This window comes from Kribbella sp. NPDC048928, assembly GCF_043197975.1.
In the GTDB taxonomy this organism is placed as follows: Bacteria; Actinomycetota; Actinomycetes; order Propionibacteriales; family Kribbellaceae; genus Kribbella.
Window position 1 is genome coordinate 735,361 of the sequence record NZ_JBICUC010000004.1, and the last position, 16,984, is coordinate 752,344.

Consider the following 16,984-nt stretch of genomic DNA (forward strand, 5'->3'; position numbering starts at 1 on the left):
TTAAATTAACTCCCGATCAAAGTCCTGTCCAGAGCTCATCACCTGGCTGCCCAGGACGCTCAGCAACCGCAGCTTCTCGGCGCTCTCACTGCCCGGCTCGGCGGTGAAGACGATCAGCGTCTGCTGCTGGTCCCGGTTGTCGATCAGCTCGCAGTACAGCTCGAGCTCCCCGACCGACGGGTGCCGGAACCGCTTCGTCCGGCTGTGCGCGACCACGACCTCGTGCGCGTCCCAGATCGCCACGAACTCCGGGCTGAGCTTCTGCAGCGCCCGCACGATCGAGGCGGCGTACGACTTCGGGCCGTCGATGGTGGCGACCGTGCGCAGGTTCGACACCAGCAGCCGGCTGTGCGTGGACAACTCCGGTTCGGCGTACAGCGCCCGCGACTCCGGGTGCGCGAACCAGCGATAGATCTCGCTGCGCTCCAGCCCGTCGAAGTTCGTCAGCTCGCCCGCGAACGCCACATGGGTCGGCGTCTGCGCGACCACCTCACCGCACCGGTTCAGCAGCATCGCGGGGGTGTCCTGCAGACGGTCCAGGATCCGCAGCATGCCGGGATCGACATGGCACGCGCGCGTGGTGCGCGGCGGCGTACCGTGGCCGGCCAGCAGGAACAGGTGGTCGCGCTCCTCGAGCGTCAGCCGCAGCGCCCGGGCGATCGCGCCGAGCATCTCCACCGACGGCTGCGGTCCGCGGCCGCCCTCGAGCCGGCTGTAGTAGTCGGCCGACATCGACGCCAGCGCGGCGACCTCCTCGCGGCGCAGTCCCGGGGTCCGGCGGCGGCGCCCGCGCGGCATCCCGACGTCCTCGGGTTGCAGGGCCTCGCGGCGTTTGCGCAGGAAGTCGGACAGTTCGGCGTACTCCATGAATCCAGTGTCCACGCCGCCGGACGGTTATCCACTGCTTGCCGGGCAGAGGCTGAGCGCAGCCTGGTTGCCGCCGGCCCCCGGTCGCAGGCTGGAGACATGAAAACGACCGGCAACACGATCTTCCTCACCGGCGGCACGTCGGGTATCGGCCTCGAGCTCGCCCGGCGGTTCCGCGACCTCGGCAACACCGTGATCATCAGCGGCCGCCGCAAGGACCTGCTCGACAAGCTCGCCCGCGAGGACCACCTCGACGGCATCGAGCTCGACGTCGCCGACCCCGCGTCGATCGCCGCGGCGTACGAGACCGTCACCACGAAGTACCCCGACCTGAACGTCCTGATCACAATGGCCGGCATCATGCAGCCCGAGAACCTTCACGACGCCGCGCACCTGGAGACCGCTGAGCAGACGATCGACGTCAACCTGCTCGGCACGATCCGTACGATCGCAGCGTTCCTGCCGCACCTGCGGGAGCAACGCGATCCGGTGATCATGACCGTCTCCTCCGGTCTCGCGTCGGTACCGCTGACGATTACGCCGACCTACAGCGCGACCAAGGCGGCTGTCCACAGCTACACGCAGAGCTTGCGGATCCAGCTCGCCGACGCCGGGGTCCAGGTCATCGAGTTGGTCCCGCCGGCGGTGCAGACCACGCTGATGAACCAGGAGAACGACGAGCGCGCGATGCCGCTGGACGAGTATCTCGACGAGACCATGACGATCCTCCAGCAACAGCCGGAAGCGCACGAGATCCTCGTGGACCGCGTCCGCTTCCTCCGCGACGCCGAACGCGAGAACCGCTACGACGCCGTGGTGGCGACACTCAACTCGCACCCGTGAGATCCGTTCCGCGGCGATACTGATCGACGTGTCGAGTGCGGAGATCCTGCGCGAGCTGCTGCGCACAGAGCGACGTGCCCGCTCCTTCCTGGCGACCAAGCGGGCCAGGTGGGCAGGAGACATCGCCCGCGTCACGCTGCTCGCGGCCGCGGAGCGCGGTGATCCGGATGTGGTCCGGGTCCTGGCCGGACCGCCGCCTCATCAGCTGTTCGAGGCGATGTGGCGCGACTATTTGTTGCGCGACTTCGACCACGGAGGTGCCGCCTCGCGCCGGCTGGAAGAGCGGGTCGGCGGCCGCGACGACATCACGTCCGCCTTGGCCGAGCTGGTCCGGTTCCCGGCCGCCGACCTGCTCACGCACGGCATGCGGAGGGTGGTTCCCGTTGCTGCGGCCTTCGGGCGCCATCGGCTGGCACAGATTGCACAGGCCAAGATCCTCGCGGCCGGTGACCAGGATCTGGTCGACGAGATCTGCCACCTGGCCGGCGAACTCCCCAGCCTCGGGGAGTTCTGTCGCAGGCATTTGCTGGCCCCTTCCGATCCACGGGACCGAAGGCTGTACTGGCTGCTGACGGCGCAGGTCGAGTTGTACCGGGCCACTGATCCGGACGGCTCGTTCGCGCGGTCGACCTACGCCGAGGCCGACAGCCTGCTGCGTTACCACCTCCGGCGGGCTGTCGCAGAAGGCTGCTTGTTCGATCTGGTCCGCAGCTTCGCGGACTCTGACGGAACCCACCTGCCCGCCGATGACGACGTTCTCCTGTGGGAGCAGATCACGAAGTCGACGACCGCCAGGGCGGTGACGCTGGCAGACCGGCTCGGCAAGACGTGGCAGCCGGAGAGACCGCGCGACCAGCGGCTGCTCGCGGCGTTCCGTGCGGCGCCCGCCGAACTGGTCACCGCCATCGCAGAGGACCCGGGCCTGCTCGAGCTGCTGCGGTTCGAATCCAGTGCTCTACGGGTCGGGATGGGATGGTCGCACGCGGCCGGGTTCCTGGAAATGTCCGACGGCGGTCACCGGATCGACATCGTCAGCATTCCCGATGGGCAGCTGCGCCGGCGACAAGCGGTGGAGACGGTCGGGACTCCCTATCGCCTTGTGCCGTGCAGTTCTGCGGCTGCTGTCTGGGTGGACGATGCCGGCCTGTGGTCGGCCTCCCCGGACGGTCAGACGCGGCTGTCGCCGAATACCCGTCTCAGGCTGCTCGCCACTGCCGAGGGCTGGGCGGCTGTCTCCTCCAGCGAGCTGCTGATCGGTACGGGGGACGGCCGGCTGTCACGATCCGTTCGGCTGACCGAGCTCGGCCTGAACGGCCGGAGCGTCCCCGGCCTGGCCGTGTCCGGGAACACCCTGCTGCTGACGGAACCGCAGAACCACTTCGTCGTCACCCACGACGGCGCGCTGCACGCGGTCGTCCGGCCGAAGCCGCTCGACTCGCACTGGACCTCCGCCGACGAGCCTCTCGTCGTACCGGGCGGAGATCTCATCGCGACCCATGAAGCGCGCGGCGTCGAGGTCCGCTTCTATCATCGCGACCAACGCGCCCGGGACGAGCGCGCCGCGATCCTCCAGACCCTCAACCACAGTTGGATCTCCAGCAACCTCAGCTGGATTTCCAGCGGTCCGAGCCTCCGAAACAGACTGCTGCTTCTCCCGCCGTACAGCAACGACCCCTGCGCTGACCTCCTCCGCGCGGTCAGCGAGGAGTCGTAGGGTCGTACTGCGGCTAGCCGGCGTCGCCTAGTGCCTGCTCGATGCGTTCTACCTTGGCGGTGAGCTGACCGGTGTAGCCGGGGCGGATGTCGGCCTTCAGGACCAGGCTGACGCGCGGCGAGGCGGCGGCGACGGCCTCTACGGCCTGTTTCACGACCGCCATGACCTCGTCCCACTCGCCTTCGATGTTCGTGAACATCGCGTTGGTCTCGTTGGGAAGACCGGAGGCGCGAACGACGCGGATGGCCTCGGCCACCGCCTCGCTCACGCCTCCGGTCTCGTCTCCTGCTGCAGGACTGATACTGAACGCAACAATCATGCGTCCAGGATGTCAGGCTCCTCCTGAGCGCGGCGCTCCGCTCCCGAAGTGGTGAGCAGGGCCTTCTCCTTGATGAAGACGACGGCGATCAGGGCGAGCACCGCGAACGGCACCGACATCATGAACAGGTCCGCGGTCGCGTCGCCGTACGCGTTCTCGACGACGACCCGGACCTGCTCGGGCAGGTCCTTGATGTTCGGTACGGCGTTGCCGCTGCCGCCCGACGCGCCACCCGGGTTCAGCGTCTCGGTGACCTTGTTCGCGAGGATCGCGCCGAGCACGCTGACACCGATCGTGCCGCCCATGCTCCGGAAGAAGCTCACCGCGGACGTCGCCGCGCCGAGCTCTCGGGCCGGTACGTCGTTCTGCGCCGCGAGGACCAGGTTCTGCATGACCAGGCCGATGCCGACGCCGAGCACCAGCATGAACGCCCACAGCATGTACTTCGAGGTGTGCGCGTCGATCGTGCCGAACAGGCCCAGCCCGATCGGCAGCAGCACGCTGCCGACGACCAGGTAGATCTTCCAGCGGCCGTACTTCGTGATCAGCGCGCCCGCGATCGTGGACGCGGTCATCATGCCGAGGATCATCGGCAGGCTCATCAGCCCGGCCTTGGTCGGCGTGTACCCCTGCGCGATCTGGAAGTACTGCGCGAGGAACACCGAGCCGCCGAACATCGCGACGCCGACCAGCGCGCTGGCGATGATCGCCAGCGTGACCGTGCGGTTGCGGAACAGGTCCATCGGGATGATCGGCTCCGGGTGCCGGCGCTCGACGAGCACCGCGGCCAGCAGCGCGACCAGCGCGATCCCGACCAGCAAGAAGCTCCAGCCGGACGCCCAGTCGAACTTGTTGCCGGCGAACGACGACCAGACCAGCAGGGTGCTGACGCCGCCCATGATCAGGACCGCGCCCCACCAGTCGATCTTCACGTCCCGGCGGACGGTCGGCAGGTGCAGCGTGCGCTGCAGCAGGATCATCGCCGCGACCACGAACGGCACGCCGATCAGGAAGCAGGCCCGCCAGCCGAGCGGCGAGTCGACCAGGAAGCCACCGAGCAGCGGTCCGCCGACGGTCGCGGACGCGAAGATCGCGCCGAACACCCCGGAGTACCGGCCGAGCTCACGCGGCGGGATGATCGCCGCCATCACGATCTGCACCAGCGCGGTCAGGCCACCACCGCCGAGGCCCTGGAGCACCCGGCTGCCGAGCAGCACCTCGATGTTCGGCGCGAAGCCGGCCACCAGCGAGCCGACCACGAAGAAGCTCAGCGACAGCTGGATCAGCAGTTTGTTGTTGTAGAGGTCGGCGAGCTTGCCCCACAGCGGCACCGTGGCGGTCATCGTCAGCAGTTCGAGCGTGACGACCCAGGTGTAGGACGACTGGCTGGCGCCGAGGTCGTGGATGATGCGCGGCAGCGCGGTCGACACGACCGTACCGGCCAGGATCGCCACGAACAGGCCCATCATCAGGCCGGACATGGCCTGGATGGTCTGCCGGGGCGTGAGGGTGGCTGATGCAGTACTGCTGACCTCACCCACAGGTTCGCCAGTGGGTGACGAGGTCGTCGTCATGGGTGCCCTTTCTGATTGTTCGGCCCGAAGGACGTGTCGATGCCTTGGGCAAGTAGCTGGAACGCTTCGTCGAGAAGTTCGGGGATCGGGCGGCCGGGTGCGGTCTTGTGCAGCTCCATCACGACCCGGCAGGCGGCGCCCGCCGTACTGACGATCAGGGCTGGCCGCAGTGAGCCGGCCGGCTCCCCCATCCGCTCGGTGAGCGCGGCAGTCAGCTGCCGCTCGTCGTCGATGCTCGACAGCATCAACTGGTAGAGCAGGGTCGGAGAGCTCATGATCAGCTCGCCGCGCCGGGACAGCTCGCCGTCGCTGCCGAGCTCCTCCAGTACGTCGTGCACGACGTGCCACATCGTGGTCAGCGGCGACTCGTCCGGCGACGCGGTCCGCATCCGCTCCAGTGCGCGCTCGAGCTGCTCGGGGTTGCGCCCGAGGATCGCGTGCTCCTTGTGCGGGAAGTAGTTGAAGAAGGTCCGCACCGAGACGTCGGCCGCCTCGGCGATCTCCTCGACCGTGACGTGGTCCGGCCCCTTCTCCAGCGCGAGCCGCAGCGCCGCGTCGGCCAGTGCCTCCCGCGTCTGCAGCTTCTTGCGCTCCCGCAGCCCACCCCCGCCATGCCTCACAGACTCCAGGCTACGGACAAACTTGCAGTCACTGCAAACAATTATCGCTGCAACTTTGCACACCCTGCACAGTGAGCCTGGGGTCCGGTAGACTACTGGGGCAGCCTCCGGCACGGTTCCCGTGTGCGGAGGCTTTTGTGTATGACGACTCTTCTCTACAAGGCCGCCGGTGACATCCGCGGCGACGACATCCTGCCGCTCAACCAGCTACGCGTGCAGTACCCCGACCTGTACGAGCGGGAGCTCACGAAGTACACAGCCCGCCCGGACACCGTGCAGAACCGCGTCTATCCGCTGGACTGCTGCTGGGCCGACGTGGTCTTCCTCTCCCCCGTCCACCCCGCCCCGATCTTCGAGGCGATGCACGAGTCCGGCAGGATCGGTCCGGTCGTGGTCGATTACTGGACCCTCGACGCCGAGCTCCTCGACCCCGCGATCACCTGCATCCTGATGAAGCGCCACGACCCCGAACTCCGCCCCCAGCCGCCGGAGGACTTCATCCCCTACACACCGGAGACCGTTGCCTCCCTCTCCGTACCTTCGGAGCGTGCACTCCAGCGGCTGCGCACCCTGAACGCGACCGAGCCCCTCTACCCCTGGGCCGACATCCCCCACATCCTGCATCGCGGCCCGATTCCCGTCACCGCGTTCCGTACGTCCGCAGGTGAGCCGGTCACTGTCCGGTAAGAAACTTTACAAAGCAGATATCAATTAGGGAATATCTTGACCTAGGCTCGACTCTGCGCCACCGCCCGGGCGTTGGATCTCTGTAAGACACACCATCCGATGCCAAGGAGGCACCCCGTGTACAAGGTCAGCCGCACCGGTCGCCGTGCGTTCACCGCCGGCGCCGCGGTTGCCACCGCCACCCTGCTGGCCGCGGGGTGCTCAGGCAGTACGTCCCCGGGCACCGGCTCGGGGAGCCCGGACGCCACGCTGGTCTTCGGCATCACCGCGGACCCGACGCAGATGGTTCCGTGGACCAGCACGTCCGAGCAGTCGATCCAGGTGCTCTCGCAGATCTACTCGACGCTGCTGGACACCGACGCGGACCACAACCCGATCGCCGGCCTGGCCGAGCTGCCGAAGATCTCCACCGACGGCATGACCTACACCTTCGCCCTGAAGAAGGGGCTGAAGTTCACCAACGGGTCCGCGCTCGACGCCACCGACGTGAAGTACACCTTCGACAAGATCATGGACCCGGCATCCAAGGCCAGCTCGAAGTCGTACTTCGCCTCGGTCGCCGGCGTCCAGGCGCCGGACCCGCAGACCGTCGTGGTCAAGCTGAAGAAGCCCGACGCGTCGTTCCCGGTCGGGCTGACCGGGGTGAACACCGGGATCGTCCCGTCGGACGTCGCGGTCGACAAGCTCGAGACGACGCCGGTCGGATCCGGCCCGTACAAGTTCGTCAGCCGGACTCCGAACGAATCGATCACCCTGGAGCGGAACGCGGACTTCGCCGAGGGCAAGCCGGGCGCCGCGAAGGTGGAGTTCCGGATCATCCCCGACGACCAGTCGATGGTCTCGGCGCTGAAGACCGGATCGGTCGACGTGGCGATCTTCGACAATCCGGTGACGGCCAAGACCGCGACGTCGGACAAGGTCAAGGTCGACAGCGTCTCCTCGCTGCAGTACCACGTACTGCAACTGCGCGCGGCGTCCCCGACGCTGTCCAACGTCAACGCCCGGCTGGCGATCCAGTGCGCGATCTCCCGGAAGGAGGTCGTCGACTCGGCTGCGCTCGGTGCGGGCGACATCACCGGCCCGATCACCTCTCCGGAGTTCAAGTCCGACCCGAACGCCCAGCCCTGCGCCAACCAGGATCTCGCGAAGGCGAAGGACTACCTGGCCAAGGCGGGCAAGCCGGACGGCTTCGCCCTGAACCTGATCACCTCGCAGGGCCTGTACTCCACCGCGGTGAACGAGGCGCAGAACATCCAGTCCCAGCTCGGCAAGGTCGGCATCAAGGTCACCGTGCAGACGCTGGACTCGAACACCTACGTGCAGAAGTGGCTCGCGGGCGACTTCGAGGCCGCCATCGCGCAGAACGGTGGCAGCGCCGACCCGAACACCATGTACGCCCGGTACTTCACCTCCGGCGGCAGCTACAACAAGGTCGCCGGCTACAGCTCGCCGCAGCTGGACACGCTGTTCGCCCAGGGCATCGCCACCACGGACACCGCCAAGCGCCAGGCGATCTACAAGCAGCTGTCCGACCAGCTCGTCAACAACGCAGCTTGGGTCTGGCTGTTCACGCCGAAGGAGTTCATCGCGGTGAACACCAAGGTCAAGGACTTCGAGGCTCGTAGCGATGCCAGCATCTCGACGCTCTGGAAGGCATCGCTGTCCTGATGGAACGCCTTCGTACGCTGGCCCGCCGTCCCGTCACACGGCGGGTCGGTGAGGCCGTCCTGACGCTGGTGGGTGTGTCCGTACTGACGTTCGTGCTCCTCCGTGTTGTTCCCGGCAACCAGATCACCGCGTCGTACGGCACCGCCGCCGGCGAGCTGTCACCCGAACAGGTCCGCTCCCTCGAGGCGTACTACGGGCTCGACAAGTCGCTCCCGGTCCAGTACTTCGACTGGCTGCGCGGGGTCCTCACCGGCAACCTCGGCGTCTCCACCACCTCGCACGTGAGCGTCGCGCAGCTGACCGCGCAAGCGCTGCCGAACACGGTCGAGCTGGCGATCCTGGCCATCCTGGTCGGCCTCCTCCTAGGAGTACCGCTCGGGATGCTCGCCGCCAGCCGTCCCGGCAAACCACGGGACAACGTCACCCAACTGGGCAGCCTGCTGGCGCTGTCGGTGCCCTCGTTCCTGCTGGCCACCGTCCTGGCCAGCTGGCTGGCGAACACCTTCGGCTGGTACCCGAACGGCGAGGGGTTCCGTACGCTCACCCAGGACCCCGGCCTCAACCTGGAACAGATGATCCTGCCGGTGCTCGTGCTCGGGATCAGCATCGCGCCGCCGGTCCTGCAGACCACCCGCACCGCGATCCTGGCGATCCGCGCCGAGGACTACGTCCGCACGGCCCGGGCCAAGGGCGTACCCGAACGGCGACTGCAGTTCCGGCACATCCTGCGCAACGCCCTGATCCCGGTCGTGACGATGACCGGACTGCAGTTCGGCTTCCTGCTGGGCGGCGCTCTGGTGGCCGAGCAGATCTTCGCGATTCCGGGGATCGGCCGGCAGGTCCTGCTCGGCCTGACCCAGAAGGAGTACGCCGTCGTGCAGAGCACTGTGCTGATCATCGCCACGATGTTCGTCGGTGTGAACCTGCTCACCGACCTCGTCTACCGGCTCGTCGATCCGAAGGCGCGCGTCCGATGAGCGCGGCGACCGAGCTGAACAACGTCCCGGACGTCCCGATCGACGCGAGCCGGCGCAGGCGGGCCTGGCTCTCCGCCTTCCGTACGCCGTCGGGTGTCATCGGTGTGACGCTGATGGTGCTCGTACTTCTACTCGCACTCATGTCCCTGTTCGGGCTCACGCCGCACGACCCCGCCCTGCAGAACGTGGCGGACTCGCTCAAGTCGCCCGGTTCGGCGCACTGGTTCGGGACCGACCAGTTCGGCCGCGACGTGTTCTCACGGGTCGCGTCCGGTCTGGCGAACTCGTTGCGGATAGCCATCGTCTCGGTGGCAGCGGCCGCGATCGCCGGGACCGTCCTGGGCGTTCTCGGCGGCTACTACCAAGGTGTCGTCGACCGGATCGTCGGTGTGGTCACGAACGTCCTGTTCGCGTTCCCGTCGCTGCTGCTGGCGCTCGCCCTGGCCGCGACGCTGAAGCGCAACTGGGCGACGGTCAGCATCTCGATCGCGATCGTCTACATCCCGATCTTCGCGCGGGTCGCCCGCGGACCCGTACTGACGCTGCGCTCGGCCGACTACGTACTGGCCTCGACCGCGATCGGCCGCAGCCGGTTCTCGACCCTGTTCGAGCACATCCTCCCCAACATGCGCGGCATCCTGGTCGTCCAGGTCACGCTCTCGCTGTCCTGGGCGATCCTGACCGAGGCGTCGCTGAGCTTCCTCGGCTTCGGCACACCGCCACCCGCCGCGTCGCTGGGCGGCATGGTCTACGACGCGCAGACGCTGAGCAGCGTCGCGCCCTGGATGCTGCTGTTCCCGGGCATCGCGCTGATCCTCGCCGTCATCGGCCTCAACCTTCTCGGCGACGGTCTCCGCGCCGCCCTCGACCCCAGGACGGCAGGCCGCTGATGCGCATCCTCGGAATGATCTCCGGCACCTCGCACGACGGCATCGACGTCGCGATCGCCCACTTCACCCACGACGCCGGCAGGCTGACCGGCAAGATCGAGTACGCAATGACCGTGCCCTACACGCCGCAACTCCGGAGCCGATTGATCGCCGCGCTGCCGCCGGCCGCTGTCGGCTTCGACGTGGCGTGCGAGCTGGACACGGAGATCGGGCAGGCGTTTGCCGCTGCCGCTGCGGCCGCGTTGGACGCGTACGCCGCGCTGCCGGATGCGGGCCCGGTCGACGCGATCTGCTCGCATGGGCAGACCGTCTTCCACTGGGTCGAAGGCCGCGCCGTCCATGGCACGCTGCAGATCGGTCAGCCGGCCTGGATCGCTGAGCGCACCGGGATTCCGGTGATCTCGGACGTACGCGCCGCCGACATCGCGGCCGGTGGCCAGGGCGCCCCGCTCGTTCCCGTACTCGACCAATTGCTGCTCGGGCCGTACGTCACCACTGGTCTGCGCTCCGGCGCGCTGAACCTCGGCGGCATCTCCAATGTCACGGTCTGCGCTCCGGGCACCGATCCGATCGCCTGGGACATCGGCCCCGCGAACGCACTGATCGACGCCGTCGTCACCGCTTCGCCGGACAGCGACGACACCTTCGACCGGAACGGCGAGCTGGCCGCAGCCGGCACCGTACTGCCGGATCTGCTGAAGGAGCTGACGTCCGAGCCGTACTACGCGCTCCCCGCGCCGAAGAGCACCGGCAAGGAACTCTTCCACCTCGAGTACGTCCGTGATGCCCTCCGCCGAACTGCTCTCGAGCCGAGCCTCCCGGACCTGGTAGCCACCCTGACCGAGCTGACCGCGGTGACTGTCGCCGACGCGATCCGTGCGGCCGAGCTCGAGGTCCTGGTCGCGTCGGGCGGCGGCGTGCACAACACCACGTTGATGCGCCGCATCGGTGAACTCGTACCGGGCGTTCGCGTACTGACCAGCGATGAGGCCGGTGTGTCGTCCGACGCGAAGGAGGCGGTTGCGTTCGCGTTGATCGGCTGGGCGACGCTGCACGGGCTGCCCGGCAACGTACCGAGCTGCACCGGAGCGTCCGGACCTCGCGTACTGGGCCGGATCACGCCCGCACCCGAGCGTCAGCTGCCGATCGTTGAGCCGCTGTCCGCATGGCCCGATTCGCTGACCTTCGCGGAGACTGTCAGATGACCGTTCTGAGCGACGTCGTCGATCGGCTGCTCGGCCTCGGCGACGATCAGCATCACCCGGCAAGTGCGATCGCCGGCGTACGGATCGGCTCGGAAACGCAGGTCGAGACCGGGGGCTGGGCGGTACTGCCAGGCCCTGGCACTGTTGGCGTTCCGATGACTCGTGGGCTGGCCCTGGACCTCGCCTCGGTCACGAAGGTTGCCTCGACGACCACCCTCGCGATGCGCCTGGTCGCCGATGGCCTGCTGGAGCTGGACGCACCAGCCCACAGGTATCTCCCGGACTTCGATGGCAGGGAACAGATCACCGTCGAGCACCTGCTGACCCACACGGCCGGTCTGCAACCGTGGTGGCCGCTGTACTGCGACTCACGCGACCGAGACAGTGCCCTGCAACGTGCGCAGACCCTTCCACTCGCCACCGCGCCCGGCACCGCCTGGAAGTACTCCGATCTCGGCATGATCCTGGTCGGGCTGATCATCGAGCGCATCACGACGCTCGGCCAGGCGGACGCGTTCCGGAAGCTGATCGCCGAGCCGCTCTCGCTCGGCGCCTCGTACGGCCCGATCCCCGCCGAGCAGGCCGTTACCAGTGCGGACAGCGACACGTACGAGTTCCAGATGATCGCCACCGGCCGCCCGTACCCGGTCCCGTTCGGCACCGACGCGTTCGGCGGCTGGCGCGACCACAGCCTTCGCGGCGAGGTCGACGACGGCAACGCAGCCCATGCGCTGGCCGGCGTCGCCGGGCACGCCGGCCTCTTCGGTACGGTCGACGATCTCCTGCTCCTGGGCGCCGCACTGCACGACGGAGAACTGGTGGACGGGGACGTCCTCGCGCGCTTCGCACAGCCGACCGCCGTTCATCCCGAACAGGCAGTCGGTTTCCGCCGGATGCAGGTCGCGACCGACCGCGGTCCGCTGACGTTGCTGCACCACGGTGGCTTCACCGGCACGTTCTTCGCCGTCGGGCTCGAGCAGCCGGTGGTGATCGCCGGCGGCGCCATGCGCCTGTACGGAACCTTGGGCCACCCACCGTTCGAGGTCGACCGGCTGGTCTCCGGCGCGGACATTCAGACGGTCCTGCTGAACGGCGCCGTTCAACTGCTCGGCCCCGCCATCGCGAGTGAGGAACGATGACCACCACCCCCGTACCGGCCGGCGAACAGGTTCTGCAGGTCCGCGACCTGTCCGTGGCCTTCACCACCTCGCGCGGCGAGGTGGAAGCCGTGCGCAACGTCAGCCTCGACGTCGCCGCGGGCGAGACGCTCGCCATCGTCGGAGAGTCCGGCTCCGGCAAATCCACGCTCGTCGCCTGTGTGAATCGCCTGCTGGCCGACAACGGCCGGATCTCCAGCGGCACGATCATGCTCGGCGATCTGGACCTCACGGCCGCGACCGAGCGGCAGCTGACCGCCATTCGCGGCAACCGCATCGGCCTGGTTCCGCAGGACCCGATGACGAACTTGAACCCGGTGATGAAGGTCGGGGCCCAGATCGTCGAGGCGCTCGAGGTGCACGGCCTGGCCAAAGGACAGGGCGCCCGTACGGAAGCGATCCGGCTGCTCGGCGAAGCCGGCATCGCCGACGCGGAGGCACGCTTCCATCAGTATCCGCACGAGTTCTCCGGCGGCATGCGGCAGCGCGTACTGATCGCGATGGCGCTCGCGTGCCGGCCCGAGGTGCTGCTGGCCGACGAGCCGACCTCTGCCCTCGACGTGACCGTGCAGCGGCTGGTCCTGGACCAGATGGGAGAGCTCGCTTCCGATCTGGGCGCCGCCGTACTGCTGATCACGCACGACCTGGCGCTGGCCGCGGAACGCGCCGACCGGGTCGCGGTCATGTACCGCGGCGAGATCGTCGAGACCGGTCCGGCCGCCGAGCTGATCGCCGATCCGCAGCACGAGTACACGCGCCGGCTGCTCGCGGCAGCCCCGGGGATGGCCAGCGCCAAGGTGGTGTCCGTACGGTCCGCCGACGCGGAGGCGCCGCCCGAGAACCTGCTGGAGATGACCAGCGCCGTCAAGAAGTACCGCATCCACGGCCGCAGGGAACCGTTCCTGGCCGTCGACAACGTCGACCTGGTCATCCCGCGCGGACGGACCGTGGCGATCGTCGGCGAGTCCGGCTCCGGCAAGTCCACGACCGCCCGGCTGGCGCTGCGCCTCGAGGATGCCGACGGCGGCACCGTCCGCTATCGCGGAACCGACATCTCCGCGCTCCGCGGCAAGGACCTGATGGCGTTCCGCCGCAGCGTCCAACCGGTGTTCCAGAACCCGTACGCCTCGCTCGATCCGCGGTACACGATCGAGCAGGTCGTCGCCGAACCCCTGCGTGTGCACAAGATCGGCGACGCCGCCGCCCGCCGGAAGGCGGTAGCCGGGCTGTTGGATCAGGTCGCTCTGCCGGCCTCCTTCGCCGAGCGCTACCCGCATGAGCTCTCGGGCGGTCAACGGCAGCGCGTGGCGATCGCCCGCGCTCTGGCGTTGAACCCGGAGCTGGTCGTCATGGACGAGGCCGTCAGCGCGCTCGACGTCCTCGTCCAGGAACAGATCCTCGACCTGATGGTCGCGCTGCAGGACGATCTCGGTCTGTCGTACCTGTTCATCAGTCACGACCTGGCCGTCGTACGACTGGTGTCGCACCACGTCTACGTACTGAACGCCGGACAGGTCGTCGAGTCAGGAGATCCGGACACGATCTTCCAGTCCCCGCGCGAGGAGTACACCAAGCAGCTGATCGCCGCTATCCCGGGCCACACCCTCACGACGGCCTGAGGGCAGCTAGCGCGCCAGGTACCGCCGCACGTCGTCGGCCACCTGCGTGCGATTGTCCATCTCGTACTTGCGCAGGATCGTGCTCAGGTGCGACTTCACCGTGTTCAGGCTGATCCCGAGCTCGGTCGCGAGCTGGTCGTTGTCGTACCCCGCGACGAGCAGCAGCGCGACGCCCTGCTGTGCCCGGGTCAGCGCGGTGAAGCGACGTTCCGGGCCTTCGTCGACGGTCAGCATCATCTCGATCAGCTCGGACTGGGTCTGCTCCGCGGACCGGATCAGGCTCTCCAGGTGCACCCGGACCGCTTCGGCCATGTCGCCGGCCTCGAGGGCGTCGGCGGCCGTCGTCCGTAGGGACGCGATCCGGTTCGACAGGTACTCCATGACGTGGTCCGACGTGAGGACGTCCATGGTGTCGTCGCCGGCCGGGAGCAGCCGCAGTGCGTCGCGGTCCTCGGCCTCACGGTTCAGCACCCTGGAGACCATCCCGGCGAGCCATTCGAACGCCCGTACGGCGTTGTCGTCGTAGGTCCCCGGCGCGTAGCTGTGCATCGACACCATGCCGATCAGCTGCTCGCCCGACCGGTCGTTGCTGTTCCGGAAGAGCGGCACGGTGACAGCGTCGGCCGATCGCCTGCTCGTGTCGCCGGCCGGTACACCTGCGTTCAGTACGGCTCCGTTGTCGTACGCGAACCGGTACGTCTGCCGGTGCCGCAGCAACCACGCCGTCTGCCCGTTCGGCCCGTACGTGTGCGTCGCCGGATCGTCGAACTTGCCGCTGTCGTACCCGTACGGGAAGCGGACCCGGTTCCGGCCCTGCAGGAACCCGATGTAGAACGTGTCGACGCGCGCCAGCTTGCCGGCCACTCCCCGCACGTAGTCGTACAGCCCGTGATGGTCGGTCCGGTACAACGCCTCGATCTTGTGGAAGGCCTCGCGGAGGATGATCGCGGTCTCCGCATCGACCCGCAGTACCCCAGCAGATTCCCCCATCGCCCCCATCGACACAGCACCCCCTCCTCCGAGCACTATCCCTCGCCCGCCCGGCACCCGCCACCGCAAGCCGTGGCGCCGTGATCTCGTTCACCTCGGTGGATTTACATAGTAAAGCTATGTATATTTGTGGTGTGACGACAACTGACCTGACTCGGCTCGGTGAGCAGATGGTGGTGGCCTCGACGCGGTTGTCGCGGCTCGCCACCCGGAACGTGAACACGCTGCCGCACGCCGCGATGCGGGTGCTGGGGCGGCTCGACGAGCTCGGCCAGGCCCGGATCAGTGAGCTGGCCAAGGCCGACCGGACGTCGCAGCCGACCATGTCCAACCTCGTGCAACGGCTCGAGGAACAGGGTTCGGTGCTGCGTGTTCCGGACCCTGGCGACTCGCGAGCCAGCCTGATCAGCCTCACCGAGGCCGGTCTCGCCGAGCTGCGCAACGCCCGCCGGCAGGCCGGCGAGGCGCTGGCGGCGCATCTGAGTCAGTTGCCCGCGGACGACCTCACCACCCTGGAGGCCGCCGTGAGCGTCATTCACAAACTCCTCACCCTTGAACCATTGGAGGATTCGCCCCGGTGAGCACCTCGTCGTTCCTGAAGCAGCCCAAGTCCGTCTGGGCGGTCGCGTTCGCTTGCGTGATCGCTTTCATGGGCATCGGCCTGGTGGACCCGATCCTGAAGCCGATCGCCGAGCAACTGCACGCGAGCCCGTCCCAGGTCTCGCTGCTGTTCACGAGTTACATGGCGGTGATCGGGGTCGCGATGCTGATCACCGGCGCCGTCTCCAGCCGGATCGGCGCCAAGCGCACCCTGCTGATCGGCCTGGCCATCATCGTCGTGTTCAGCGCACTGGCCGGCCTGTCCAACTCGATCGGCATGATCGTCGCCTTCCGGGCCGGCTGGGGCCTCGGCAACGCGCTGTTCATCGCCACCGCCCTCGCCACGATCGTGAACTCGGCCTCCGGCTCGGTCGCGCAGGCGATCATCCTGTACGAGGCCGCGCTCGGTGTCGGTATCGCGGCCGGTCCGCTCGTCGGTGGCGAGCTGGGCACGATCTCGTGGCGCGGCCCGTTCTTCGGCGTCGCCGTCCTGATGACGATCGCGCTCGGTGCGACCGCGTTCCTGCTGCCCGCCACGCCGCCGCAAGCCCGTCGTACATCCATCGTCGAGCCGCTGAAGGCGCTCCGGCACCGGTCGCTGGCGACGGTTGCGGTCACCGCGCTGCTCTACAACTTCGGGTTCTTCACGCTGCTGGCGTTCACCCCGTTCCCGCTGGCGATGTCGGCCCGGCAGATCGGGCTGATCTTCTTCGGCTGGGGCCTCTGCCTCGCGTTCACGTCGGTGTTCGTGGCGCCGCGCCTGCAGGCCCGGTTCGGCACGCTGCCGGTGGCGATGACGGTGCTGTTCCTGTTCGCCGTCGACCTCGCGGTGATGGGTGTGTTCGCCCACCACAAGGCGGTGCTCGCGATCGGTGTGGTCGTGGCCGGTCTGTTCCTCGGCATCAACAACACGCTGATCACCGAGGCCGTGATGGGTGCGGCTCCGGTCGAGCGCGGCACGGCCTCCGCGGCGTACTCGTTCGTCCGGTTCTCCGGCGGCGCCGTCGCCCCGTGGCTGGCCGGCAAGCTCGGCGAGGAGTTCAACATCCAGCTCCCGTTCTACGTCGGCGCCTTCGCCGTCCTGCTCGCGGTCGGCGCCCTGGCCACCGGCTGGAAGCCTCTGTCGCACCTGCGCGTCCCCGCCAACCATTCCGAGACCGAAGCCGAGGCCCTCACCGTCGCCGACGCCTGACGGTGGTCTACCCCGACCCGCCGGAGAACGATTTCTCCGGCGGGTCTTCGCGTTTAGGCTCG

General features: G+C 68.1%; 16 protein-coding genes. 11 read left to right on the forward strand and 5 right to left on the reverse strand.

All coding sequences use genetic code 11. The features are described 5' to 3' along the window. Entirely contained in the window at window positions 1–867 is an 867-nt protein-coding gene (locus ACGFI6_RS21475) for a helix-turn-helix transcriptional regulator (RefSeq protein WP_393121029.1), read from the reverse strand. A gap of 99 nt (window positions 868–966) precedes the next feature. Between ACGFI6_RS21475 and ACGFI6_RS21480 the strand changes: the two genes are divergently transcribed. Beyond that, the gene (locus ACGFI6_RS21480) at window positions 967–1,710 is read left to right on the forward strand and encodes an SDR family oxidoreductase (RefSeq protein WP_393121031.1); all 744 of its coding nucleotides are present in this window, start codon (window positions 967–969) and stop codon (window positions 1,708–1,710) included. A gap of 28 nt (window positions 1,711–1,738) precedes the next feature. Continuing rightward, window positions 1,739–3,424, forward strand: coding sequence for a hypothetical protein (locus ACGFI6_RS21485; protein WP_393121033.1), 1,686 nt, complete (start codon window positions 1,739–1,741; stop codon window positions 3,422–3,424). A 13-nt stretch (window positions 3,425–3,437) separates the two neighbouring features. Here ACGFI6_RS21485 and ACGFI6_RS21490 read toward each other — a convergent pair whose 3' ends face one another. The 3 genes from ACGFI6_RS21490 to ACGFI6_RS21500 are packed head-to-tail and all read right to left on the reverse strand — an operon-like array spanning window position 3,438 to window position 5,937. After that, entirely contained in the window at window positions 3,438–3,743 is a 306-nt protein-coding gene (locus tag ACGFI6_RS21490; RefSeq protein WP_393121034.1) for an MTH1187 family thiamine-binding protein, read from the reverse strand. Then, a complete protein-coding gene (locus ACGFI6_RS21495) occupies window positions 3,740–5,317 on the reverse strand; it encodes an MDR family MFS transporter (RefSeq protein WP_393121036.1) in 1,578 nt (525 codons plus the stop codon). The genes ACGFI6_RS21490 and ACGFI6_RS21495 overlap by 4 nt, the downstream gene beginning before the upstream one ends. Then, window positions 5,314–5,937, reverse strand: coding sequence for a TetR family transcriptional regulator (locus ACGFI6_RS21500; protein WP_393121038.1), 624 nt, complete (start codon window positions 5,935–5,937; stop codon window positions 5,314–5,316). The genes ACGFI6_RS21495 and ACGFI6_RS21500 overlap by 4 nt, the downstream gene beginning before the upstream one ends. Before the next feature lie 141 nt (window positions 5,938–6,078). Here ACGFI6_RS21500 and ACGFI6_RS21505 point away from each other — a divergent pair, with 141 nt between their 5' ends. The 7 genes from ACGFI6_RS21505 to ACGFI6_RS21535 all read left to right on the forward strand — a co-directional run bounded on the left by ACGFI6_RS21505 (window position 6,079) and on the right by ACGFI6_RS21535 (window position 14,140). Continuing rightward, on the forward strand, window positions 6,079–6,624 hold the full coding sequence (locus ACGFI6_RS21505) for a hypothetical protein (RefSeq protein WP_393121040.1): 546 nt from the start codon (window positions 6,079–6,081) through the stop codon (window positions 6,622–6,624). Between the two features lie 117 nt (window positions 6,625–6,741). Beyond that, a complete protein-coding gene (locus ACGFI6_RS21510) occupies window positions 6,742–8,292 on the forward strand; it encodes an ABC transporter substrate-binding protein (RefSeq protein ID WP_393121042.1) in 1,551 nt (516 codons plus the stop codon). Next, window positions 8,292–9,269, forward strand: coding sequence for an ABC transporter permease (locus ACGFI6_RS21515; RefSeq protein ID WP_393121044.1), 978 nt, complete (start codon window positions 8,292–8,294; stop codon window positions 9,267–9,269). The genes ACGFI6_RS21510 and ACGFI6_RS21515 overlap by 1 nt, the downstream gene beginning before the upstream one ends. Further along, a complete protein-coding gene (locus ACGFI6_RS21520) occupies window positions 9,266–10,159 on the forward strand; it encodes an ABC transporter permease (RefSeq protein WP_393121046.1) in 894 nt (297 codons plus the stop codon). The genes ACGFI6_RS21515 and ACGFI6_RS21520 overlap by 4 nt, the downstream gene beginning before the upstream one ends. After that, entirely contained in the window at window positions 10,159–11,364 is a 1,206-nt protein-coding gene (locus ACGFI6_RS21525; RefSeq protein ID WP_393121047.1) for an anhydro-N-acetylmuramic acid kinase, read from the forward strand. The genes ACGFI6_RS21520 and ACGFI6_RS21525 overlap by 1 nt, the downstream gene beginning before the upstream one ends. Then, window positions 11,361–12,503 (forward strand): serine hydrolase domain-containing protein, encoded by a 1,143-nt coding sequence (locus ACGFI6_RS21530; protein ID WP_393121049.1) that lies wholly within the window; start codon window positions 11,361–11,363, stop codon window positions 12,501–12,503. Before ACGFI6_RS21525 ends, ACGFI6_RS21530 begins: the two co-directional genes overlap by 4 nt. After that, window positions 12,500–14,140 carry a dipeptide ABC transporter ATP-binding protein gene (locus tag ACGFI6_RS21535; protein ID WP_393121051.1) on the forward strand — a complete coding sequence of 547 codons (1,641 nt, stop codon included), beginning with the start codon at window positions 12,500–12,502 and terminating at the stop codon, window positions 14,138–14,140. Before ACGFI6_RS21530 ends, ACGFI6_RS21535 begins: the two co-directional genes overlap by 4 nt. A gap of 6 nt (window positions 14,141–14,146) precedes the next feature. On the opposite strand, the gene ACGFI6_RS21540 is transcribed toward ACGFI6_RS21535, so the two are convergent. Next, complete coding sequence (locus ACGFI6_RS21540; RefSeq protein ID WP_393121053.1) at window positions 14,147–15,130, reverse strand: LuxR C-terminal-related transcriptional regulator; 984 nt, start codon at window positions 15,128–15,130, stop codon at window positions 14,147–14,149. Window positions 15,131–15,264: 134 nt separating this feature from the next. On the opposite strand from ACGFI6_RS21540, the gene ACGFI6_RS21545 reads away from it, so the two are divergent. Both ACGFI6_RS21545 and ACGFI6_RS21550 read left to right on the forward strand, forming a co-directional pair. Beyond that, window positions 15,265–15,711 (forward strand): MarR family winged helix-turn-helix transcriptional regulator, encoded by a 447-nt coding sequence (locus ACGFI6_RS21545; protein WP_393121055.1) that lies wholly within the window; start codon window positions 15,265–15,267, stop codon window positions 15,709–15,711. After that, window positions 15,708–16,922, forward strand: a complete 1,215-nt coding sequence (locus ACGFI6_RS21550; protein WP_393121057.1) for an MFS transporter — start codon at window positions 15,708–15,710, stop codon at window positions 16,920–16,922. Before ACGFI6_RS21545 ends, ACGFI6_RS21550 begins: the two co-directional genes overlap by 4 nt. Window positions 16,923–16,984: the final 62 nt, after the last annotated feature.